Origin of the sequence: Dolichospermum sp. DET69, assembly GCA_017355425.1 — a bacterium.
Classification (GTDB): domain Bacteria; phylum Cyanobacteriota; class Cyanobacteriia; order Cyanobacteriales; family Nostocaceae; genus Dolichospermum.
The window spans coordinates 2,901,026-2,924,889 of the sequence record CP070233.1 but is presented as its reverse complement, the minus strand read 5'-3'; the positions used below and the strand labels follow the sequence as shown (position 1 = coordinate 2,924,889).

General features: G+C 37.5%; 22 protein-coding genes and 1 pseudogene. 19 read left to right on the top strand and 4 right to left on the bottom strand.

Annotated features, from left to right (window positions below):
• The first annotated feature begins 242 nt into the window (after positions 1 to 242).
• The 4 genes from EZY12_13395 (at position 243) to EZY12_13380 (ending at position 6,218) form a co-directional block, all read left to right on the top strand.
• Positions 243 to 947, top strand: coding sequence for a peptidylprolyl isomerase (locus EZY12_13395; GenBank protein ID QSX65867.1), 705 nt, complete (start codon positions 243 to 245; stop codon positions 945 to 947).
• Between the two features lie 56 nt (positions 948 to 1,003).
• Positions 1,004 to 4,003, top strand: a complete 3,000-nt coding sequence (locus EZY12_13390) for a peptidase domain-containing ABC transporter (GenBank protein QSX65866.1) — start codon at positions 1,004 to 1,006, stop codon at positions 4,001 to 4,003.
• A gap of 272 nt (positions 4,004 to 4,275) precedes the next feature.
• Positions 4,276 to 5,877 carry an HlyD family efflux transporter periplasmic adaptor subunit gene (locus tag EZY12_13385; GenBank protein ID QSX70453.1) on the top strand — a complete coding sequence of 534 codons (1,602 nt, stop codon included), beginning with the start codon at positions 4,276 to 4,278 and terminating at the stop codon, positions 5,875 to 5,877.
• A 155-nt stretch (positions 5,878 to 6,032) separates the two neighbouring features.
• Positions 6,033 to 6,218, top strand: a complete 186-nt coding sequence (locus tag EZY12_13380; protein ID QSX70658.1) for a hypothetical protein — start codon at positions 6,033 to 6,035, stop codon at positions 6,216 to 6,218.
• Between the two features lie 156 nt (positions 6,219 to 6,374).
• Here the strand turns inward: EZY12_13380 and EZY12_13375 are convergent, their stop codons facing one another.
• From EZY12_13375 to EZY12_13365, 3 genes are all read right to left on the bottom strand, one after another.
• On the bottom strand, positions 6,375 to 6,992 hold the full coding sequence (locus EZY12_13375; GenBank protein QSX70452.1) for a heme-copper oxidase subunit III: 618 nt from the start codon (positions 6,990 to 6,992) through the stop codon (positions 6,375 to 6,377).
• 145 nt (positions 6,993 to 7,137) lie between these two features.
• Positions 7,138 to 8,802, bottom strand: coding sequence for a cytochrome c oxidase subunit I (gene ctaD, locus EZY12_13370; GenBank protein ID QSX70451.1), 1,665 nt, complete (start codon positions 8,800 to 8,802; stop codon positions 7,138 to 7,140).
• Between the two features lie 266 nt (positions 8,803 to 9,068).
• Positions 9,069 to 10,034 carry a cytochrome c oxidase subunit II gene (locus EZY12_13365; GenBank protein QSX70450.1) on the bottom strand — a complete coding sequence of 322 codons (966 nt, stop codon included), beginning with the start codon at positions 10,032 to 10,034 and terminating at the stop codon, positions 9,069 to 9,071.
• Positions 10,035 to 10,450: 416 nt separating this feature from the next.
• On the opposite strand from EZY12_13365, the gene EZY12_13360 reads away from it, so the two are divergent.
• From EZY12_13360 to EZY12_13290, 15 genes and pseudogenes are all read left to right on the top strand, one after another.
• A complete protein-coding gene (locus tag EZY12_13360; GenBank protein ID QSX70449.1) occupies positions 10,451 to 11,410 on the top strand; it encodes a heme A synthase in 960 nt (319 codons plus the stop codon).
• A gap of 93 nt (positions 11,411 to 11,503) precedes the next feature.
• The gene (locus tag EZY12_13355; protein ID QSX70448.1) at positions 11,504 to 12,454 is read left to right on the top strand and encodes a protoheme IX farnesyltransferase; all 951 of its coding nucleotides are present in this window, start codon (positions 11,504 to 11,506) and stop codon (positions 12,452 to 12,454) included.
• A 158-nt stretch (positions 12,455 to 12,612) separates the two neighbouring features.
• A complete protein-coding gene (locus EZY12_13350) occupies positions 12,613 to 13,926 on the top strand; it encodes an AAA family ATPase (protein ID QSX70447.1) in 1,314 nt (437 codons plus the stop codon).
• Positions 13,914 to 14,648 carry a DUF4276 family protein gene (locus tag EZY12_13345; protein ID QSX70446.1) on the top strand — a complete coding sequence of 245 codons (735 nt, stop codon included), beginning with the start codon at positions 13,914 to 13,916 and terminating at the stop codon, positions 14,646 to 14,648. Before EZY12_13350 ends, EZY12_13345 begins: the two co-directional genes overlap by 13 nt.
• Before the next feature lie 608 nt (positions 14,649 to 15,256).
• Positions 15,257 to 17,728 (top strand): ATP-dependent Clp protease ATP-binding subunit, encoded by a 2,472-nt coding sequence (locus EZY12_13340; protein QSX70657.1) that lies wholly within the window; start codon positions 15,257 to 15,259, stop codon positions 17,726 to 17,728.
• Positions 17,729 to 17,893: 165 nt separating this feature from the next.
• Complete coding sequence (locus tag EZY12_13335; GenBank protein QSX70445.1) at positions 17,894 to 18,076, top strand: hypothetical protein; 183 nt, start codon at positions 17,894 to 17,896, stop codon at positions 18,074 to 18,076.
• A 3-nt stretch (positions 18,077 to 18,079) separates the two neighbouring features.
• Positions 18,080 to 18,259 (top strand): annotated as a pseudogene (locus tag EZY12_13330) (hypothetical protein).
• Positions 18,260 to 18,785: 526 nt separating this feature from the next.
• Positions 18,786 to 19,979: a DUF262 domain-containing protein gene (locus tag EZY12_13325; GenBank protein ID QSX70444.1), complete on the top strand. Its 1,194-nt coding sequence runs from the start codon at positions 18,786 to 18,788 to the stop codon at positions 19,977 to 19,979.
• Between the two features lie 15 nt (positions 19,980 to 19,994).
• Entirely contained in the window at positions 19,995 to 21,056 is a 1,062-nt protein-coding gene (locus tag EZY12_13320; protein ID QSX70443.1) for a hypothetical protein, read from the top strand.
• 27 nt (positions 21,057 to 21,083) lie between these two features.
• Positions 21,084 to 21,377 (top strand): DUF3349 domain-containing protein, encoded by a 294-nt coding sequence (locus EZY12_13315; GenBank protein QSX70442.1) that lies wholly within the window; start codon positions 21,084 to 21,086, stop codon positions 21,375 to 21,377.
• A gap of 103 nt (positions 21,378 to 21,480) precedes the next feature.
• Entirely contained in the window at positions 21,481 to 21,771 is a 291-nt protein-coding gene (locus tag EZY12_13310) for a hypothetical protein (protein QSX70656.1), read from the top strand.
• Between the two features lie 129 nt (positions 21,772 to 21,900).
• Positions 21,901 to 22,107, top strand: a complete 207-nt coding sequence (locus tag EZY12_13305; protein QSX70441.1) for a hypothetical protein — start codon at positions 21,901 to 21,903, stop codon at positions 22,105 to 22,107.
• Entirely contained in the window at positions 22,107 to 22,376 is a 270-nt protein-coding gene (locus EZY12_13300) for a type II toxin-antitoxin system YafQ family toxin (protein ID QSX70440.1), read from the top strand. Before EZY12_13305 ends, EZY12_13300 begins: the two co-directional genes overlap by 1 nt.
• 9 nt (positions 22,377 to 22,385) lie before the next feature.
• On the top strand, positions 22,386 to 22,655 hold the full coding sequence (locus EZY12_13295) for a hypothetical protein (GenBank protein ID QSX70439.1): 270 nt from the start codon (positions 22,386 to 22,388) through the stop codon (positions 22,653 to 22,655).
• Positions 22,656 to 22,822: 167 nt separating this feature from the next.
• A complete protein-coding gene (locus tag EZY12_13290; protein QSX70438.1) occupies positions 22,823 to 23,380 on the top strand; it encodes a SocA family protein in 558 nt (185 codons plus the stop codon).
• 170 nt (positions 23,381 to 23,550) lie between these two features.
• Here EZY12_13290 and EZY12_13285 read toward each other — a convergent pair whose 3' ends face one another.
• Positions 23,551 to 23,856 carry a hypothetical protein gene (locus EZY12_13285; protein ID QSX70437.1) on the bottom strand — a complete coding sequence of 102 codons (306 nt, stop codon included), beginning with the start codon at positions 23,854 to 23,856 and terminating at the stop codon, positions 23,551 to 23,553.
• Between the last annotated feature and the right edge of the window lie 8 nt (positions 23,857 to 23,864).

Here is a 23,864-nt window from a genome sequence, read left to right as displayed (position 1 = left end):
TCAATTTATGGTATTTTGGTACGATAATATCCAAATATTAACGCCGTGATTACTTAGAAATTCAAAAAATCAACTCTTGATTATTGGAAAATAATTAGTATTTAAATACTATACGTAAACCAATACAGAGTAAAGTTGTCATAAATTGTCTAGTTTTAACCAAAATATAACTTGGTGATAATCTAGTTCTATTATCTTTTTAAGAGAAGTTAACAATGTCGACCAAGCTGATCACAAGCAATATGAATCAAGTTCTACAATTGGGCGATCGCATTCTCCAGCCCACAGAGGTTTTATCATTATTGTCGGAATACCAGTTATTACCAGTATTATTTAAAGAAATCATCATTGATCAAGCGATCGCCGAAATTACCTGTACCCCAGAAGAAGAACAACTAGTCTGTGAACAGTTAGCCCAACAATATCAGGGACTAGAAGAACAGAGCGAAAGTTTCCAAAAGTTGCGGATTATGGGGGTAAGACAATTAAAACTAGAAAAGTTCAAAGAAGCCACCTGGGAAGGGGATTTAAACTCTTACTTCTTTCAACGGAAAGCCCAGTTAGATAAGGTAATTTATTCCCTGATTACTACCTCAGAAATTGGCATTGCTCAAGAAATTTACTTCCGCATCCAAGAGGGTGAACAGTCTTTTGCCGAATTAGCGCGGGAATATGCTCAAGGTCCCGAATCCCAGACAGATGGCTTAGTCGGACCAATAGATTTACAATCCCTCCATCCCACATTGGCAAATATCCTCTCCAAAAGCCAACCACAACAGCTATCAGCACCAACTCAAATTGGTAATTTGATAGTAATTGTCCGCTTAGAAAAATTACTACCAGCCCAACTAGATCGTGCCACAAAACAACGGTTACTAAATGAACGGTATAATCAGTGGTTACAAGCACAAATGACAGAACAAAAATGTCAAATTCAGACAGTGTAAATCGCCAAATATCAACCTTTTAGCCGATATAAAGTGAAATAACTAACTCAATCAATATGACTTATCTTCAGAGTACCTTTGACGAATTCATTGCCAGTATTGAAGGGTTTGATCAATTACCTACTCAGGAAATCAGCAAACTCTCATCATCACAAATTCTCCAGCCTTTACGTTATCGTATAGGGCAAAAAATTATTGGTAAAGAACAACTACCAGAACGGATAGCAATTATTTATCAAGGTAATGTCAGACTATTGGGATATGACCCCCAAACTCAATTACCCATTACTTTAAAATTACTACAACCAGGGGAAATAATCGGCGAAATTGCTTGGTTGCGTCAGATTCCTTGTGAAACAGCGATCGCTTCCACAGAATTAGTCTGTTTAACCTGGAAAGTCCAAGATTATTTACAATTCCTCACCCAAAATCCAGCCTTTGCTAAAGCTCGTCGAAGTCAAAGTCACTTAATTGAAATATTTGATGTTTTGAGTTCACAGGTAGCACAAAAAGCTTTAGTTAATCACAACCTCAAAGACATTACCCAACAAGCTCAATTAGAGTCAAAAATTCATTATTTATCACCAGGAAAAACTTCCTTAAAAGAACTAGAAAGCAGTCGGATTTGGTTTGTAAGTGCGGGTAATTCTTTGGCAGATTTCCCCACTGGTTCTCGCATAGAAACCGAAGTAATTGAAGTTAAAGGAAACATTCCTGTTCGTTTATTGGGTATCAGTCCTGATGATTTATCATTACTTGATGGTATTCCCGTAGAATCAGAAACATTAGAAATTATACCAGAATCAGATAGCACCGGAACTAGTGAAATTCCCTACGCCCAAGAACAGGAATTTGTTCCCCCAACCACATCAAACAAGTCATCAAAAAATAAAAACTATCCATTTGTCCGGGGACAAGGAGAATTAGATGCCAGTCTGGCTTGTTTTCAAATGCTATCCAAGCATTTAGAAATTCCCTTTCGGAAAGAAGTAGTTAAGCGCATTTTAACCGATCAAATTAAGCGTCAAGGTAGTATATCTTTTCAAGTTTGCGCTTATTTATCAGAACTAATTGGACTTAAATCCCAGCTAGTTGATGTGCCGGCTGTTGCCATTAACCGCATTCCTACACCAGCATTAATTCGCTATCGTGATAGTTTTGCTGTCCTCTATGCAGTAGATGGAAAAAAAGTCGTTTTAGGTGTGCCATCTCAAGGTATTATCACCTGCCAAATTAGTCAATTGCTAGAAGAATTAGAAACCGACGAAGCTAACTTACAACCACAAGTTAGATTGTTGTTACTTAGCGAGACAAAAGAAACACCTAAAGAACGCTTTGGTTTATCTTGGTTTGTTCCCTATTTATCACGTTACCGTCGGGTCTTAATAGAAGTATTTGTTGCTTCCTTCTTCGTCCAACTAGCTGCCTTAGCTAATCCTCTAGTTATTCAGCTAATTATTGATAAAGTCATCGTTCAAAATAGTATTAATACCCTGAATATTTTAGGGGTCTTACTATTAGCAGTGGGTGTATTTGAAGCCGTATTGACCACATTGCGGACTTACTTGTTTGTAGATACCACTAACCGCATTGATATGAGTTTGGGGTCAGAAATTATTGACCACCTACTTCGGTTACCACTCCGCTATTTTGATAAAAGGCCAGTTGGTGAACTATCAACCAGAATTAATGAATTAGAAAATATCCGCCAGTTTCTCACAGGTACGGCTTTAACAGTAGTGTTAGATGCCCTATTTTCCGTAGTTTATATAGTTGTCATGCTGTTTTACAGTTGGCAACTAACTCTCGTAGGTTTAGGGACAATTCCTCTGTTTATAGTCGTTACATTAATTGCTGCTCCCACAGTGAGTAGACAATTAAGAACTAAAGCTGAACGTAATGCCGAAACTCAATCTTATTTGGTTGAGGTAATGTCAGGTATTCAAACAGTTAAAGCCCAAAATATTGAATTGCGCTCCCGCTTTTCCTGGCAAAAGAAATATGCTAAGTTTGTGGCCGCAGGTTTTAAAACTGTTCTTACTTCCACATTAGCTAACTCAACCAGTCAGTTTCTGAGTAAACTCAGCAGTTTATTAGTTTTGTGGGTGGGTGCTTATTTAGTGTTGAAAGGAGAATTAACATTAGGAGAATTAATTGCCTTTCGGATTATTTCTAGTTATGTTACTACCCCAATCTTACGCTTGGCACAACTTTGGCAAAACTTCCAAGAAACTGGTTTGTCTTTAGAACGATTAAGTGATATCGTTGACACACCACAAGAAGGAGAAATAGACAAGAATAATATTTCTCTTCCTCCCGTTACCGGTGCAGTTAAATTTGACAATGTTTCCTTCCGATTTGCTGCCAGTGGACCACTACAACTAAGCAATGTCAGCGTCGAATTTACCGCAGGTGAATTTGTGGGTATTGTCGGGCAAAGTGGTTCAGGAAAAAGTACAATGATGAAATTACTGCTCAGACTTTATGATGCAGAATCTGGCAGAATTTTAGTTGATGGTTATGACATTGCCAAAGTAGAACTTTATTCCCTCCGGCGGCAAATCGGAGTAGTTCCCCAAGAGACGCTCTTATTTGATGGCACAGTTCAAGAAAATATTGCTTTAACTAATCCTGATGCCACAACTGAGGAAATTATTGAAGCTGCTCAAATTGCCGTTGCTCATGAATTTATTATGACCTTACCAAATGGTTATAATACAAGAGTTGGGGAACGGGGATCAGCCCTTTCTGGTGGACAAAGACAGAGAATTGCGATCGCTCGTTCTGTCCTGCAAAGACCTAAAATATTAGTTTTAGATGAAGCCACCAGCGCCCTAGATTATCCGACAGAAAGACAAATTTGTCTGAACTTAGCTCGCGCTTTTAAAGGTAATACAGTTTTCTTCATTACCCACCGTTTGAATACTGTTAGTAATGCAGATACTATCGTGGTCATGGATAATAGTAGAATGATTGAACAAGGCAATCATCAAGAACTCATGGCAGCTAAAGGTCATTATTTCTACCTTTATCAACAACAGGAAGTAAACTTGTAATTTGTCATTTATTCGTAGGGGTTTAGCTTTTGCTTTACCCCGTCAGTTGTTTAAATAAAATTCAACTGATAACTGAATTAAAGATAAAATTACACACCACTAAGAGACTTCCAAATAAAAAAATATCCCAAAATTTCTTGTGGTGCAGGCATCTGTCCCTGCTAATAATATCAGGACGGGCAGGATGCCCATCCCACAAGATTGGATTATCTATTTGGTGGAGTCCTCTAAATATTCAATCTAAAATCCAAAATCTAAATTCCAAAATTATTATGACTCAAATTAATGGTAAATACACCAACGGAAACGGCAATGGCAACGGCAACGGAAATGGCAAAGGATCATACAAAGATAAAGATGCACAAGTATTAACATCTCCCAAACCTACTCCCAAACAGCCAAAACCCGACTTCAATTTTGATAACTTTGAGCAATCTGTAGTTCTCCGTCAATCCCCAATGTGGTCACGAACCATCATGATTACTCTCATGGGATTAGCTTGTTTTGGGATTATTTGGGCTTGTTTAGCGAAAATTGAACAAGTAGTTCCCGCAACCGGACAATTAAAACCAGAAGGAACAGTAAAAGAAGTCCAAGCTCCCATTAATGGAGTTGTAAAATCACTTTATGTGAAAGATGGAAAAGAGGTAAAAGCAGGGGATTTATTATTAACCTTCGATTCTATTGCTACCCTAGCAGAATTAAATTCATTGAATAAAATTCGCGTAGCTTTAATTCAAGAAAATAATATCTATCGGCGCTTAATGGGAGCAAGTACGGGCATAGATTCCGAACTAGCATTTTTACGCAGTAAACTACCAGGAGAATCAGCCTTCCTGCTCAAAAGTCGTGCTTCCTTAGTAGCAGACAATGAATTATTACGTTCTCAATTAAGAAATTTACCTGGAGCAGCAGGGACGGGAATTGATGAAACACAACTATTATCAGTTGCTAAAACAGAATTAGCATCTCGTTCCAAAGCCGCAGATTTGGAAGTTTCAAAAACTAGAAAACAACTTTCTCAAACTGAATTTAAACTGCAAGATACTAAAAATGGTTTAGCAATTCAAAGTCAGATTTTAGAAAGTCTTAAAACCTTGGCTGAAGAGGGTGGTATTTCTAAACTACAGTATCTAAATCAAAAACAACAGGTACAAACGCTCAAAGCCGAAATATCACAATTACAGGAAGAAGAAAAACGGTTAACATTTGATATTGATAAAGGAAAAGAGCAATTAACTAATACAGTTGCGAGTTCTGATAAAATTATTTTGGAAAAAATAGGTGCTAACAAACAACGTATTGCTGATATTGATAGTCAGTTCACAAAGATTATTTTAGAAAATGAACAACGTTTAGCAGATATCAGTAGCAAAATATCGCAAACACAGTTAAATGTTAAATATCAAAAACTCCGCGCTCCAGTAGGAGGTATAGTTTTCGATCTTCAAGCTAAAAATCCGGGTTTTGTTGCCAATGCTACCCAAAAATTAATGCAAATTGTCCCTAAAGATAGCCTCATAGCGGAAGTTTTCATTACCAATAAGGATATTGGTTTTGTTAGAAAAGGCATGAATGTAGATGTGAGAATTGATTCCTTTCCTTTTAGTGAATTTGGCGATATCAAAGGTAAAGTAGTTAATATTGGTTCAGATGCTTTACCTCCAGATCAAAACCATCAATTTTATAGATTTCCCGCTAAAATCAAATTAGATAAACAACAATTAAATCTTATCGGTCAAGGTAGAAAAATATCCTTACAGTCGGGAATGTCTATTACTGCTAATATCAAAGTCCGTGAAGAACGTACAGTCATGAGTTTGTTTACGGAGATGTTTACCAACCAAATCGAGAGTTTAAATGAGGTACGTTAGGGATTGGTAAAATCAAGTCTTTAGTAGGGGTAATTCATGAATTACCCCTACTTTGTTTCATCTGGCATAATTCAGGAGTCTTCCTGTATGGATTTAATATGCTACATTACTTTATTAGCTTCTAAAACCTTGACAAAACAACCTTTTATCAAGAAATCCTCCAAGAAGGTGAAGCTAAAGGTAAAGCTGAAGGTAAAGCTGAAGGTAAAGTTGAAGGTAAGGCTGAAACAACCAGAAAATTGGCTTTAAATTTGTTACGAATTGGGATGAATTTAGAACAAATTGCCGAAGTTACGGAATTATCTCTTGAGGAAGTTCAAGCTTTAGAAAGTTTGGCATAGTTAACATTGAAAAAATCTATTTCTCTTTACCATAAGATATAAGATCCCCGACTTCTTAAAGAAGTGGGGGATCTGAAACTCTCACCAAACAAAAAAAACCCCCAAGAGGGGGATTGTCGGTTATTCGAGTGGAGTGAACAACTAAGTAATTAATACCTAGAGTAAATACAGTAATCCGAACAAAATAATCCAAATTACATCTACAAAGTGCCAGTAAATTTCTGCTGCTTCAATACCAAAGCGCTGTTCATTGCTGTAGTGTCCGGGAGTACGCGATCGCCACAACACTGCTAAAATTGCTAAAACGCCAATAGTCACGTGCAAACCGTGAAAACCAGTCAACACATAAAATGAACTTGCAAATAAATTGGTAGTCAGACCAAACTCTAAATGAGCATATTCATAAACCTGACCTGCTAAGAAAATTGCCCCCATAGCTGCGGTAATTGCCAACCAAATCCGCATTCCCTTCGTATCATTCTTTTTAATAGCAGTATCAGCATTGTGCATGACAAAACTGCTGGCTATCAAAATAGAAGTATTCACAGTCGGTAACAACAGTTCTAAATCTGGTGTTCCTGCCGGTGGCCAGACAGGGATAGTAGAACGAAAAACAAGGTATGCACCAAACAAACCCATAAAAATCATCCCTTCAGCCACCAAAAACATAAATAGACCAGTCAAACGATGATCTGGATGTGCTTCGTGATGAGAAACGGCTATATGGTCATGATTTATTTCAGTTTTTGCGGTATCAATTATTTGACTTTGCATGAATTGGTAATTGGTAATTGGTAATTGGTAATTCTCGTTCCCATACTCTGTATGGGGATGAATTCTAAAAGGCTCTGCCTTTAGTGCCAGTAGAGGCACCAGCCTTTATGATTACATTCCCAGTCGGAGACTGGGAACAAGATTCTTATTCAGTCTGGGGAGTTAATACAGGTTGAACTTCAACTCGTTCATGACTCACGCCGTAATCGTAAGGGCCAGTGGTCAAAACCGGAAGGGTTTCAAAATTCTCAATAGCTGGAGGAGAAGTAGTCATCCATTCCAAAGTCAGCGCTTGCCAAGGATTATTACCGGCTTTTTCTCCATAGAACCAACACCAAACAGCATTGACGATAAATGGTAATGTGGAAACCGCCAATATATAAGACCCGTAGGTGCAGATTTGATTCAAACTAGTGAACTTGGGATCATATTCGGCAATCCGACGATTCATGCCCATGAGTCCCAGCTTGTGCATGGGTAAGAAAGTCATATTTAAACCAATCATGGTGAGGGCAAAATGCATCTGTCCCCAAAACTCGTTCATTTTCCGTCCCGTCATTTTCGGGAACCAGTGGTAAATAGCCGCAAAGATACCTAATACGCTACCACCGAATAGAACATAATGAAGATGCGCTACTACAAAGTAAGTATCATGAACGTGAATATCAAAAGGAACTGCGGCCAACATTACGCCACTAATTCCACCAATCACAAAAGTTGCTAAAAAGCCGATAGCAAACAACATGGCGCTAGTGAAGCGGATTTTGCCACCCCAGAGAGTTGCTAACCAACCGAAAATTTTAATCCCAGTGGGAACAGCAATGATCATGGTGGTGATCATAAAGAACATCCGCAACCAACCGGGAACACCGCTGGTAAACATATGATGCGCCCAAACGATTAACCCTAAAAAGCTGATAGCTAGGGATGAAAAAGCGATCGCTTTATAGCCAAAAATCGGTTTGCGGGCGTGAATTGGGATAATTTCCGAAATTGCCCCAAAGAAAGGCAAAATCATAATGTAAACCGCTGGGTGGGAATAAAACCAGAACATATGCTGGTACACCACAGGATCTCCCCCACCAGAAGGATTAAAAAATGTTGTTCCTGCCAACAAATCAAAACCCAGCAAAATCAAAGCCGCAGCTAAAACAGGTGTAGATACCAGCACCAAAGCCGAAGTTGCTATCATTGCCCAACAAAACAACGGCATTTGATAAATGCCCATACTGGGAACACGCATCTTCCAAAGAGTAACGAGAAAGTTAATCGCCCCCAAAATCGAAGAAGTCCCCAATAACAACACACTCATAATCCAAATCCCCTCTCCCACCTGGCCTGTTACCAAACTCAGAGGTGGGTAGGAAGTCCAACCAGCATCAGGGGCATCACCTACCGCTAAACTAGCAACCAGTAATACACCCGCTGGGGGAACCATCCAAAAAGCCACAGCATTTAGGCGAGGAAAAGCCATATCTCTCGCGCCAATCATCAGCGGAATCAAATAGTTAGCAAATCCTGCTCCTGTTGGCACAATCCACAGGAAAATCATGATTGTGGCATGGAGTGTAAACAGGCTGTTATAGACTTCCGGCGTGACAAAATCTACTTCGGGAGTGCGTAATTCTGTCCGCACCAAATCAGCCATGACACCGCCAATGCAGTAAAAAATAAACGAGGTGACTAAGTATTGAATCCCAATCACCTTATGGTCGGTACTAAAACCAAAAAAGTCGCGCCAATGCCTTTCCTCATGTTCTTCAGGAAGGTTGGGGATATTAACCGTTTCTTGTAACTGTGCTTGTGTCATATTTTAAAAAAGTTTAGCAATTAAATCGGCGGTTAAAAACCGCGTCTACACAGGCAAAACCCACCTCCGTGGGTTAAATGACCTTGATTTTTCATTAGTCCACGCAGGTGGTTAAAAACCGCGTCTACACAGGCAAAACCCATCTTCGTGGGTTAAATGATCTTGATTTTTCATTAGTCCACGCAGGTGGACTTTGTTAGTGTAGCCGCGAATTCTATTCGCCGGGAATTGATTTTGTAACTTCCACAACTGTTGTAATTTCTAAACTACTTAATTTGATGCAGAATTTCTGGGTGAATCCCCATATCCTTAGTGTAAGGAGAGAGAAATTCATCGGCAGTCATTGCCATTGAATTCATCGCTACTGTTTGATTGGGCATATCTTTACTAGCAAGTAACTGTTCTTGCATCCAACTATCAAAGGCTTCTTGTGACTCCACCACTACTTGGCTTTTCATTACCCCGTGGTAAGGGCCACATAGTTCAGCACAAATGAGTTGATAATCACCCGCTTTTCTGGGAGTAAAACTGAGATTGGTTCTTCTACCAGGAATAGCATCCTGTTTAATCCGAAATTCTGGAACCCAAAAGGCGTGGATGACATCATTGGCTGTCATGTTGATTTCCACTTTTTTGCCAATGGGGACATGAAGTTCACCAGTAGTTAAATCCGTATCTGGATAGTTGAATATCCAAGCATATTGCATTCCAGTCACGTTGATGATTAATTCTGCTGGTTTATTAACTGCATCAGAGTTGCTATCTAGCTGTGATATTTGTGTAGATGCTTCTGTATTTATTAAAGTGGCAGCCATTGCCGTTCCGGGCATATTCATCGCCTCTTCCATCATTGGTGCAGCATGAGCTGAATGGGGATCAAAGCCACCAATGTTGTTGTATACATCAAAACTGTAAATAGAAATACCGATGACGATAATTGCGGGAATCGCCGTCCAGAGTATCTCTAGTGGTACATTACCTTCAATTGGTAGACCATCTTCATTGTCACCAGCCCGACGACGATATCTAATAACAGCGTAAATTAAAACACCTTCAACAATGAAAAATATGCCTGTAGAAACAGTCATCATGGTGTTGAATAGACCATCTATCAAAGGAGCTTCATCGGTGGCTGCTACAGGTAACAGACCGTTATTTTGACCGTACCAGAGACTGATGAGGGTGAGGACAATGCCAATGAGTAATGTCCAGATTGCATTTGGAATTTTCACGGCTGATTTTTTGATGAATTGACTAATTTATCGGAAAGTTACTGCACTTATTAAAGTAACTCTACTTACTAAGGTAGTGCAGGTAATGGGATATATCATCGGCTGGTCTGAAATCTTTATTAATTTTTTTGATTAAGATCACAATTTTGAGGAGAAGAGGAATGAGTTGTGTTGCCCAGGGTAGATGACAATTAGGCCAAAAATTTGCAGAAATCTCTATCAATTACTATTGATCAATTTTTTCCATCTGCAAAACAGCACGAAATCTTACAGCAAAAACTAGCTAAAGTGATCCAAAGTATAAAGGAAAGCTGATTTCTACATTCTGACGTATGCGTTAGGGTGATTAGAAGTTGGTACTAAATCAAAATAGAAAATTTTCTATTTCCAGCACAAGCGGTCTGAAGGTATTGTTAATGAACGAATTTGTCCTAGAACAACAAAATAAAGCGGCAACAGTAGCACAACAGCCCCAGGAGATGATTCGTCCCTTGGTGTGGAAAATATGCGTAGCCACCTTGATTTTGATGGCTATAGGCAGTGCTACCCGCGTAATGAATGCTGGACTTGCTTGCCCTGATTGGCCTTTGTGCTATGGGGAATTAGTTCCAGCCAAACAAATGAATCTCCAAGTGTTTTTGGAGTGGTTTCATCGCCTTGATGCAGCTTTAATCGGCTTTAGTGCGATCGCCCTTGCTGGTTTATCCTGGTGGCATCGTCGTTCCCTACCTAAGTGGCTACCTTGGGCATCTACATTTGCCCTGTTTTTAATTGTCTGCCAAGGGATTTTGGGAGCGCTGACTGTGACTGAATTGTTGCGGTTTGATATTGTTACGGCCCATTTGGGAACAGCGCTGTTATTTTTTACCACGTTGTTAATTATCGGTACAAGTTTGACTCCCTATCAAGGAACGGGAACTGTGGGTAAGTTGCCTTGGGTGGGTTTCACTGCTGCTGTTTTTGTCTACTTACAAAGTTTACTCGGGGCAATAGTCGGTTCTCGCTGGGCTTTACACCAATGTTTGGCAAGTGAACAATTGTGTGATGTCATGTACAGTCATATTTTTGGCGTAGTACCGCCTACTATTGCTACTTTGGTAGTGGTTTTGATTTCTTGGCGGACACCAGCCTTACACCCAGCTTTGCGGAAACTGGCAAATATGGCGGGTGGTTTGTTAATTTTACAACTTTTATTAGGTGTGGCTACTTTCCGTTTACATCTACAAGTTGAACCTCTCACCGTCTCTCACCAAGCTATCGGTGCGACTTTACTGGGTACTTTGGTAGTATTTACGGTTTTATCGGTGCGGGATTCGTTGACTAATCGGGAAGTGCAGGCTTCCTCGGTGACAACAACTCATGGCATAAATCCATAAAAGAGATTTGACAAGGGAAAAACTTCATATTCATTTCCCAAGTAGCAAGCAGTTTGCTGATAAGTTCTTGAAAAATAAGGAAAAAGACCTAACATGATTGAGACTAATGTCTCTCGTCGTCAGCACGACACATTTCTCCAAGTAGTTCAAAGTTACTACCAGCTAACCAAACCCCGAATTATTCCCCTGTTGTTAATTACTACGGCTGGGAGTATGTGGATAGCTGCTAAGGGTGAGGTAGATCCCTGGTTGTTAATTATTACAATGATTGGTGGAACTTTGGCGGCAGCCAGCGCCCAAACTATTAACTGTATCTATGATCGAGATATAGATTATGATATGGAACGGACGCGCCACCGTCCTATACCTTCTGGCAAAGTACAACCCCGTGATGCTTTAATTTTCGCGATCGCACTGGCTGTCCTTTCTTTCACTCTCCTCACCGTTTTCGCCAATCTTCTAGCTGCATTTTTAGCCTTTTCTGGCATCATTTTCTATATTTTAGTTTATACTCACTGGCTTAAACGCCATAGTACGCAAAATATCGTTATTGGTGGTGCAGCCGGGGCAATTCCCGCTTTAGTAGGTTGGGCAGCGGTGACAGGTACGTTAAGCTGGTCAGCTTGGCTAATTTTTGCCATTGTCTTTTTGTGGACACCTCCCCATTTCTGGGCTTTGGCTTTGATGATTAGTGATGATTACGCTAAGGTAGGCATCCCGATGTTACCTGTCGTAGCGGGCAATGAAGCAACCGTTCGGCAAATTTGGTTTTATACAGTGATTACCGTGACTGCTACTATTTTACTGTTTTATCCCTTACACACCAGCGGTATTGTCTATGCTGTTATTGCCTTGACTTTAGGTGGGGTATTTGTCCATAAGTCTTGGCTCTTATTACAAAATCCTGAAGATAAGACCATAGCGAGGGAGTTATTTTTGTATTCCATTTCCTACATGATGCTGTTGTGTTTAGGCATGGTAGTGGATAGTTTACCAGTGACTCAGCACGTTCTGAGTACAGTGATTGAACACTTGCATTTGTAGAGAAGTTTCATGTAACTTGTTTGTAAGACTAAAGTAGGGGTAATTCATGAATTACCCCTACACAATCAGAGTTTTAATAATGTTAGTTAATGTGTAATGGCAAATTCTTGGTAATATATAACCCAGGATTGACACTATAAAAATAAGTTTGAAAAATTATGAATCAACCTATTCTGCAATTTATCGTTACTCAAAATTATAAAAATTTGTCTTTACCTCAGCCAGTAGAATTAGACACTCTCAATATTTTTATAGGTTCTAATGGTTCAGGTAAAAGTAATTTTATCAGTTGTTTAAAATTTTTAAAAGATTGTTTAACTAGTATTCCTGATGAAAGTCGTGGTGTTAGTAGTTTTGAAGATGCAGTTAGCAAAATCGGGGCTGATAGAATTTTAGATAATAGCGTGGAAAGTCCTGCTGTTATCCGTTTTTCATATTGTTTTTCGCAAATATCATTGAGTGAGCCGCTGCATGAAAAATTTAGCACGATCCTTACCTTAACTCTTTTCGTAGACAGAAAGAAAAATAAACTAATTATTTCTCAGGAGTTTTTATTTAGTGGACAAGATTTAAATAAATTGGAATCACAACCTTTTTACCATTATAAATTCCATGATAGAGAAATTGGTAAAGGTGCTGTATCAGTTTATAATACTCCTGGACAAAATTCAGGAACACACTTTGAAGGTTTAGATAACATACCTACAAATTCTTTAGGTTTGACTATACTTCCTAGGTTGCTTGAAGATAGCCAATATTCGCCTGAAAACACACCTGCCTACAGAACTAGAAGAGATTTAGTAGAATTTATTTCCAAATGGCAATTTTATAATGCCAATAATATGGATTTAAATAAAATTAGAACCTCAGAACCCAAAATAGGAGGAAGTGATATTTATTTATCTGCTTCTGGTGATAACTTACCATTAGTTTTAGATAATTTGATTCAGGAAAATATTGACTTTGAAGATAGTATTAATCAAGCAATGAAGTCTATTTTACCTAAAACTCGTCGTCTTCGTTCTATCCGTTCTGGTCGTTTATCATTAACTGTAGGATGGTATTTTGAAGATAGTAAAGATCAAGAACCATTTTATTTGACCGAAATGTCTGATGGAACTGTAAGAATGTTATGTTGGGCAACTATATTACATTCTCCTGCACTACCTTCCTTATTAGTCATTGATGAACCAGAATTAGGTTTGCACGTTTCCTGGATGCGGATTTTAGCAGAATGGATTAAGCGAGCAGCAAGAAAAACCCAAATCATTATTACTACACACAGTCCCGATCTTTTAGATCATTTCACAGATTGTTTAGAAAATGTTTATTGTTTCTATTCTGAAAATAAAACCCATTTTGCCATGAAAACACTTTCAAAAGAAATCCTTATTCCAAGTTTGGAGGAAGGATGGGAATTAGGTGACTTATACCGTGTTGGTGATCCTAATATAGGAGGATGGCCGTGGTAGTATGGGTTTTTGCTGGTGGTGGTGTGGCTGAAGTTATCGGACTAATTCCATTTTTAGAAAAGAACTTTCCTGGTTATAGATTTGAACGTAAAACACCAGCACGTCAAAAGCCAGGACCTAAACCTGGTAAAATGGTTGGCTATGGGAAAACTGGGAAAAGTTTAATTGAGCAAATTAGTAAGGAATTACCCAGAGCTTTAAAAAATGAGCCAAACAGATGTAATTTGATTTTAGTGTTTGATGATTTAGATTGTCGAAATTCAATTCAACAGAAAAAAAGTATCAAAGACAGTATCGAAGAAATAATATCTAAAATACCTGCAAGTGATAATATTAAGCACTTTATTGGTTTTGCTGCACCTGAAATAGAATCTTGGATTATTGCAGATTGGAGTAATACAATAGGTAAACATCCAGATTTTCGTAGTAGACATGAAAAAATGCGTTGGTGGTTAAGTACAAAAAGGAATATTCCCTTTGATCATCCTGAATCTTTTAGTGAGTATGATCCTGCAAGAGATTGTTGTCAAGAAAAGCTATCAGAAGCATTAATTGACTCAAGCATCCTTGAAGAATTTGATAGTAGTACAACAAGATTTTCTAAAGGTTATCATACTCCTTTACTTTTATTAGAAATTCGACCGGATGAAGTGCAAAGAAAATGCCCTTTATTTCGGGAAATGTATAATTATCTTATGTCTTGCTTGTTAAGCGATGTCTAAGAGAATTCTATTTCAGGGCAAATATGAAAACAAATATTAGAGCCAGAAAATATTATAAATCCCATTCATCTTGAAAACTTGAGTTTTTACTAAAAAAACTATAGGTTTCGACTCAGACGGAATATAGAACATCCAACCCAGGTTTCTCACCAAAAGCCTCAAACCCTTATTAATTGGGTAATACTTGGTAATGTCTCTGTTTTTCTTTCCCCTATCACTACTAGCTAGGCAGTTACGACAAAATAAATTTTTTGACCTGATTTTCTATCAAAATATATTTTGTTAAAATCTTTATTGATAAAAAAAACTTATCATTAAGCCAATGGGATTGACATTGATACACATTCTATGCTAACTAGGTTGTGTTTGGGACAATTAACTAAAATCGCCACATCAATAGTCTATTGTTTAGATTTAGTACCCAAAATGCTGGTAATATCACCCTCCTCAGTACACTAGCTACATAGATATTAATTAATAGCTACTCATTAACCCATCAATCTGTGTCATCGTAATTGGATATCTACTATTGTTGATATAGATATCCAAAATTTTAGCCTGTGCTAAAATCAACGTACCGGCACGACGCAGGTGATGGGAAAAATGCCATGTTTGAACGCTTCACAGAAAAAGCCATTAAGGTAATCATGCTGGCCCAAGAAGAGGCCCGCCGTTTAGGTCACAACTTTGTCGGAACTGAGCAGATCCTCTTGGGTCTGATTGGCGAAGGTACAGGAGTGGCCGCCAAGGTGCTGAAATCAATGGGAGTTAATCTTAAAGATGCTCGCATTGAAGTTGAGAAAATCATAGGCCGGGGTTCAGGCTTTGTCGCCGTAGAAATTCCGTTTACGCCACGGGCAAAACGGGTTTTAGAACTATCCTTGGAAGAAGCACGCCAATTGGGGCATAACTACATTGGTACCGAGCATCTGCTGTTGGGACTGATCCGCGAAGGGGAAGGTGTCGCAGCCAGGGTGCTAGAAAACCTCGGTGTAGATTTGACCAAGGTGAGAACCCAAGTGATTCGGATGTTGGGAGAAACGGCGGAAGTTACGCCGGGTGGCCCCTCTGGTCGCACTAAAACCCCAACTCTCGATGAGTTTGGATCAAACCTGACCCAAATGGCCATTGATAACAAGCTCGATCCTGTGGTGGGACGCGCCAAGGAAATTGAGCGGGTAATTCAAATTTTGGGTCGCCGGACTAAAAACAATCCCGTGTTGATTGGTGAACCAGGTGTTGGTAAAACCGCCATCGCTGAAGGTTTAGCTTCACGCATCGCCAGTAAGGATATCCCCGATATCTTGGAAGATAAGCGTGTTGTCACTCTCGATATTGGTTTACTGGTAGCAGGAACTAAATATCGGGGTGAATTTGAAGAACGTCTCAAAAAAATTATGGATGAGATCCGCTCTGCGGGTAATGTCATCCTCGTTATTGACGAAGTTCACACCTTAATTGGTGCAGGTGCAGCCGAAGGGGCGATTGATGCGGCAAATATCCTCAAGCCAGCTTTGGCGCGGGGTGAATTGCAATGTATCGGTGCGACTACATTGGATGAGTACCGCAAACACATTGAACGGGATGCAGCGTTGGAAAGACGCTTCCAGCCTGTGATGGTGGGTGAACCTTCTGTTGATGAAACAATAGAAATTTTATATGGTTTGCGCGATCGCTATGAAGCACACCACAAGCTGAAGATATCCGATGAAGCATTGGTTGCGGCTGCCAAGTTGTCTGATCGTTACATTAGCGATCGCTTTTTGCCAGATAAAGCCATTGACTTGATGGATGAAGCCGGTTCACGGGTGCGCTTGATTAACTCCCAACTGCCCCCAGCAGCTAAGGAATTAGACAAGGAACTACGGCAGATCTTAAAAGAAAAAGATGATGCAGTCCGTTCCCAGGACTTTGATCGGGCTGGAGAATTGCGCGATCGGGAAATGGAAATCAAAGCTGAAATCCGCACTATTGCTCAAACTAAGAGTAACGGTGCTAGTGGTGACGGTGTTGAACCTGTAGTTACAGAAGAAGACATTGCTCACATTGTCGCTTCCTGGACAGGTGTACCGGTGAACAAACTCACCGAATCTGAGTCTGAGAAGTTGCTGCACATGGAGGATACCTTACACCAGCGCCTAATTGGTCAGGAAGACGCTGTGAAGGCTGTTTCCCGCGCTATTCGTCGCGCTCGTGTTGGCTTGAAGAATCCGAATCGGCCGATCGCTAGTTTTGTCTTCTCTGGACCAACTGGGGTAGGTAAAACCGAATTGGCCAAATCTTTGGCTTCATACTTCTTCGGTGCCGAAGAAGCCATGATTCGCTTGGATATGTCCGAATACATGGAGCGTCACACCGTCAGTAAATTGATCGGTTCACCTCCTGGTTATGTCGGCTACAACGAAGGTGGTCAGTTAACTGAAGCTGTCCGTCGTCGTCCTTACACTGTGGTGCTGTTTGACGAAATCGAAAAAGCACACCCCGATGTATTCAATATGCTTTTGCAAATTTTGGAAGATGGGCGTTTAACTGACGCAAAAGGTCGCACGGTGGACTTTAAGAACACCTTGCTGATTTTGACTTCCAATATTGGTTCTAAGGTAATTGAAAAAGGTGGTAGCGGTATCGGATTCGAGTTCTCTGAAGATGCGACTGAGACACAATACAACAGAATTCGCTCTTTGGTGAATGAGGAACTGAAGCAATACTTCCGTCCTGAGTTCCTGAACCGGTTAGATGAAATTATCGTCTTCCGTCAGTTGAACAAGCTGGAAGTTACCCAAATTGCCGAAATCATGTTGAAGGAAGTGTTTGGTAGGTTGACGGAGAAAGGCATTGTCTTAGAAGTCACAGACCGCTTCAAGGATCGCTTGATCACTGAGGGTTATAGTCCTAGCTACGGTGCAAGGCCATTACGTCGGGCAATTATGCGCTTATTGGAAGATAGTTTGGCGGAAGAAATTCTGTCTGGACGCATCAAAGATGGCGATACTGCTCTTGTTGACGTTGATGAAAATGGCATTGTGCAAGTTAGTTCTCAACGAACACGGGAGTTGTTACCCCAAGGTGTTGAGTCTTAGTTAGGTTTTTTAATTGTTAATTGAACGGTGGAGGATTTCAGTTCTCTGCCGTTTTTTTTGTTTCGCGCTCCAGGCGCAGAGAGGAGAAAATAAACTTATTTAGTGTTTTTTATAGTACCATCAGTATTACCAACCGTTATAATAGGTGGATGAACTAAAGGAAAAATGAAACCTACGAATGAACAAGCTCAAAAATTATATAATGTGTGCTATGACCTTACTAAAATGTTCAAAAGCATAGAATTAGTTAGAATAGATAAACGTACAGGTAATTTATATATACTTGCCGGAGAAAATATAGAGTTCGAGATTGAACCGAGTGGAGAATATAAAATTATTGGAGGATAAAGCATGACTTTAGCTAATTATCAAACCATGAATCTCGATCAACTACGTCGCTATGTTCTTACTCACCGAGAAGATAATGAAGCATTTTATGCCTATGTAGATCGCTCAAAATCTGAAGGTCGCATGGTTAGTATAAAACCAAATGATGAACATTGGGAAGAAAAAGTTATAGAAGCAATCAGATATAGTGAAAATTCTATTCGTTGGTATTGTGATGATACAAAAAATCGTCAACCTCAAGCTCAAAGAATTAGTGAATGGTGGAAAAATTTAGATGACAAGATAGTTATAAAATATCATACTGAAAGCATAAAACATACCGGAATAGCTGGATGGAAACCAGATCAACTTGATCAACCAGTAAGATTGAAAATTGGCGAACCAACTTTAGAAATTGGTGAATTCACTACATTAGTGAAATACAAAGATCAAGATAATTCTATCACTCAGATAGAAGCAGTTGCTATTGATTTAGATATTGATAAACAAAACTTGTTTGTCTGGCCAAATACATCGGGAGTTTTTATTTTCTCTGTGGAAACAGTCTAATACATCCACAAATGGTAAAAGATTAATTGAAAGTGAAGAATAATGCTTCAGTAACGAGGCACTTGTGGATAGATATGATATACTAGCTTGCAGAAAACTGTAAAATTATAGAATCCTCAAGTTTTAGATTTTATTAGTAAAAATATAAGGAAGAATAAATATGAGTACAAATAGTTATCTAATGTCAGGTGAAACTTTTACTTTTCAAGATAAGTTACCTATTTTTCTAGTTCCTCTTTCAGATGATGAAATTAATGAAAAATATAAAAAGGGAGAAATTAGAATTGTTACAGAACAAGCTCGTTACCCATTGGATAGTATAGAAACTATGCTTGATAGTAAAAAGTATCGCCTCAATCCTGAATACCAACGTAGAAAAAGGTGGGACAATGCTCGAAAATCTCGTTTGATAGAATCATTCATAATGAATGTACCAATTCCACCTATCTTTCTGTATGAAATAGAATACTCTATTTATGAAGTAATGGACGGACAACAAAGATTAAATGCTATTTATGATTTTTATAAAGGAAATTTTAACCTAGAAGGATTAGAATATTGGCGAGAACTTGAGGGACGAAACTATCAAAATTTACCTGAACAAGTTAGAAGAGGTATAGATAGACGGTATTTGTCCTCTATTGTCTTGTTACAAGAAACAGCTAAAAGTCAAGAAGAAGCGGAATATCTTAAACAGATAGTTTTTGAAAGACTCAACAGTGGTGGAGAAAAGTTAACTCCCCAGGAAACAAGAAATGCTTTACACAATGGTAAATTTAACCAATTATGTATAAAACTTTCTCAAAATGAATATTTTCGTAAAATGTGGAATTTACCTTTAGAAAGTGAAGGAGAAAAAAAATTACTTGAAAGTGAGTTTTATCGCAAAATGGAGGATGTTGAATTAGTTTTACGGTTCTTTGCTTATCGTCATATAGATAAGTTAAAATCCCCAGTAGATAAATTTTTAGATGAGTATTTAAAACAAGCAAATAGTTATCCTGATGAAACAATGAATAAACTTGAAAATCTTTTTAATGAGACTATTTACTTAATTTATCAAATATTAGGAAATTTAGCTTTCATCCCTCCACAAGAAGGGCGTAACAGAAAAACGCCATTAAAAACTATTTATGATCCAATAATGCAGGTATTTGCAAATAATATTTCTCACAAAGAAATTTTTCTTGAACACAAAGGGACTATAGAGAGGAGTTTATATTCCGGTAGAAAATCACCATTTATACAACAGGAAAAAAGTAAAAATCTTTTTGATGGTAGCTATAATAACAAAAAAGATGTAGAAGCACGCATTCAATATTTTCAAAAATTTCTACAAAGCTATATTAAATAAACTTTAGTAGAAATTATGAATATACAATCATTGGAAAACTTCAAAAGAGAATTAAATCAAATTAAAGAATATTTAAAACATATTCAATATGTAAACGATCTAACTGCTTATTCTGTTCTAGAAAGTGATAATGAACAAATTAAGAAATTACTGAATACTCTAAAAGATCACGACAGAAGTTTTAGAACAGATAAACGAATATTTGAATATAAAGCTTCTATTATTTCACTTTATGGACTGCTGGAAAAATATGTAGAAATATGGATTAAAGAATATCTTGATTCCCTATCTAGAGTAGTATCTGAATATAATCAACTGGATAAAAAGATTAGAGATAATCATTTTGAACTTTCTTTAAAATTAATCAATACTATTACAACTAGGGAAAGTGCTAAATATCAGCATCTTACAAAAGAGGAGGTATTAAAGAAGCTAAATGAATGTATCGTTAATCCTACTAACTATCAAATTAACACTGAAGCATTTGTTCTTTTATCAGGTAATTTAAAACATAACAAAATTGTAGAGCTATTTAAATATTTACACTTAGATTTGAACAATGGATTATTAAATAATGAAGACCTTAATAATGAAATTGGTTTAGATAAAACTACTATTTTTCAAACAAGCAAGGATGATTTATATAATAAAATTAATGACTTAGTGGAAAGAAGAAACCAAATCGCTCATGGTTCGGAAGTTTTAGATATTTTAGGTATTTCTGCATTAGAACCTTATATTCAATTTCTAGAAAAATATTGTCAAGCCATTTTTGAAATATTAGTTGAACAACTAATCAAGCAAGAATCAATATGTACTTTTAAAAAAATAGAAAAAGTGATTAGAATTTTTAATCATAAAATATTGGCATTTGAGATTAAAAATTATACAATAAAAGTCGGAGATATGCTAATAATTGAAACGCAAGAAGATAGATTTTATAAAAAGCCTATTTTAGAAATCCAATTAAATAAAATAGATCATCAAGAACTTCCAATTACAGAAAAAACAGAGATTGCTGTAATTGTAGACCATAGAATTAAAGATAATCACACATTTTACATACTCAAAAAATAGTGCTTTAGCGAAGCTTACCAATTAATCATGCAAATCACTATTTCACCACATCTACAAAGTACATATAAATTAATTCAAAATGCTTTCCCCAAGGGAATAGAATCACAATCTTATTTACCGCTTTTAGCATTACTTAGTGAGGAAATGTCAGACAGGAATTTAGCTGAAGTTGTAGCTTACTATAGCGGTAAAGATTATAGTGTTGTTCTCAATGATGTATATCGGGTACAGTTAATTGATATACCCACATCTGAAGAGATCGCTAATTTAAAGGAAAGATTGCTGATTTTTGGTTATGAAAAGTGGCTTGAGGAAGGATAAACTTCGCTACCCGTTTTTTAGATGAACTCAAAGACAAACAAGGTTGGAAAATTCGTTTTGCCGTCAGTTGAATAAGCTGGAAGTTACCCAAATTGCCGAAATCATGCTCAAGGAAGTGTTTGGTCGGTTGACGGAAAAAGGCATTGTCTTAGAAGTCACAGACCGCTTCAAGGATCGCTTGATCACTGAGGGTTACAGTCCTGAATTGTATAAAAATATGCAAATTTGCTCAGACAGCCAAGGCTTGTACTATTTAGTGGCTGGTTCTGACTTAAATGAATCAGATGCTGACAATTTATTAAAAGATGCAGAATCCAAATTTCTTAAAGGTAACTACAAAACAGGAACAAACTCTGTTCCTTATAACTCAAACTCATGTAATAAAGAATTTTAGTTGTAGGTTGGTGCAAACGTAATAAAACCCAAAATATAATACCTTATTAGCTTTGGGTTTTCGCAACTTAACCTATATACAGCTAAAATATTAAATAGATGAGATAGGTAACAGGAGGTATTGCTAGTTATGATTTTTACTGATGTGGTAGAAGCAATAAAAGGGTTTTCAATTGAAGAAAAGTTACAAATTCAATTGTTATTGCAGCAATATTTGAGGGAAGAACGCCGCGAGGAAATTTATCAAAATTTGCAAAGTGCGAAGCGAGAAGAAGAAAATGGTGAACTCACTTTTTCCGCAAATATTGATGAATTAAAACAATTGATGGAAGAGTGATGATTATTGTAAGTTTTAGTTCTTCATTTAAACGTGCTTTCAAAAAACGTATTAAGGGTAATCTAGATTTAGAAGCACGTTTTTGGCAAAAGTTAGAGCAGTTTACAGCAGATCCTTTTGAACCCAGTTTAAAAACTCATAAATTATCAGGAACTCTTAAAAATTCCTGGAGTTTGAGTATAGATTATGATGCAAGGGTGATATTTTACTTCACTGATGATGGAGGTGCTGTATTTGTAGATATTGGCAGTCATGATGAAGTTTACTAGATAAAATCAATGCAGACAACCAATACCACGTCATACCCGGCACCAGACCTATTGAAGAATAACTGGGAATTTACAGAAGTATGGATTGATCCGATGTTATCACCGACCTATATTCTGTTATTACTTTGTGACAGTGAGGGAAATTGTCAAATTTATGATCCTAAACAGGGTAATAAGGTTGTATTTTCTAGTGATAATTATGAAACTGCCAAGTTATGGTTACTAGAAGATGAGTATGAAGCATTGGAAGGTAGGCTTTTAGCTGCTGAATTAGTGTGAGTTAGTAGATTTTTTATTTCGCGCAAAGACGCAGAGAGGGGAAGGGAAAAGATCAAAGTTGAAATAAACTGAGTAATGACATAGTCTGAGATTTGTATAATAAATTTTCGCGTTTTCAGATCAAGATTTATAATATAGATGTACTACACTGCTACTCAAGGATAATTATGCCTATCCAGTTTCGGTTTTACCCAGAAAAAGCTGTAGAAGCAGCAGCTATACTTATAAAGCTGCATGGTAAGCCTATGAAGTATTTAGGCTTGCTAAAAATGCTCTATATAGCTGATCGTATTGCGTTAGAAAGAATAGAACAACCAATTACAGGTAATCATTATGTATCAATGAAATATGGTCCTGTTCTTAGTGGTGTTTATGATTTAATTAAAGGTAAACCTGTTGATGATGCTCTACCTCTGTGGTCTGAGTATATTTCTCCTGGTGATAAGAACTTTGTTTACTTAGTCAAAGATCCAGGAAATGATGAACTATGTGAAGAAGAGGAAGAGATTCTTCAAGAGGTATATCAAAGCTTTGGACATCTTGATCCATTTCATGTTGCTGAATGGACTCATGATTTACCAGAGTGGAAAGATCCTCATGGTTCTGCTATTCCCATTTCAGTAGAAGATATTCTGAAAAATGTTGGTAAAAGTCAGGAAGAAATTGAGGAAATTAGACAAATAGCACTGAGGGAAGCATATTTAGATGAGGTGCTAAGTGTCTAGTATTTCTATTAACATAGGAGATGTATTTTTAATTGATACACCTCCTAATGTCCAACATTATAAAAGCGAAATTTATTGCGTTTTGTAAAATGGCTGAAACTCAATCATAATCTCGCGTTTAGACAACTTTACATACCGTTACATACCTTTAAATTTTCCTGTTTACCTACTTATTCAAAATAATCATTATTACAAATAAACCAGTTTAATGAATATTTATTAATTAAACTTATATCTATGTAATTGCGGAGAGCTATTTCTAATGTATGTAAGCTTGGATACAAACATTCACAATATATCATGTTAATTTCATAAAGCCTCATAGCTTTCTTAATATCTTTGTCAGTTGTTTCTTTTGTAGATGATACAAATTCAAAATATTTTCCTATTCTTGCAGTTGAAAAAGCTTTTTGAAAAAAATCAATAGGATCTGGTTTTGGAAAATTAGGACGAATAAGACTGGGTGGGATTGTCATAATTGATA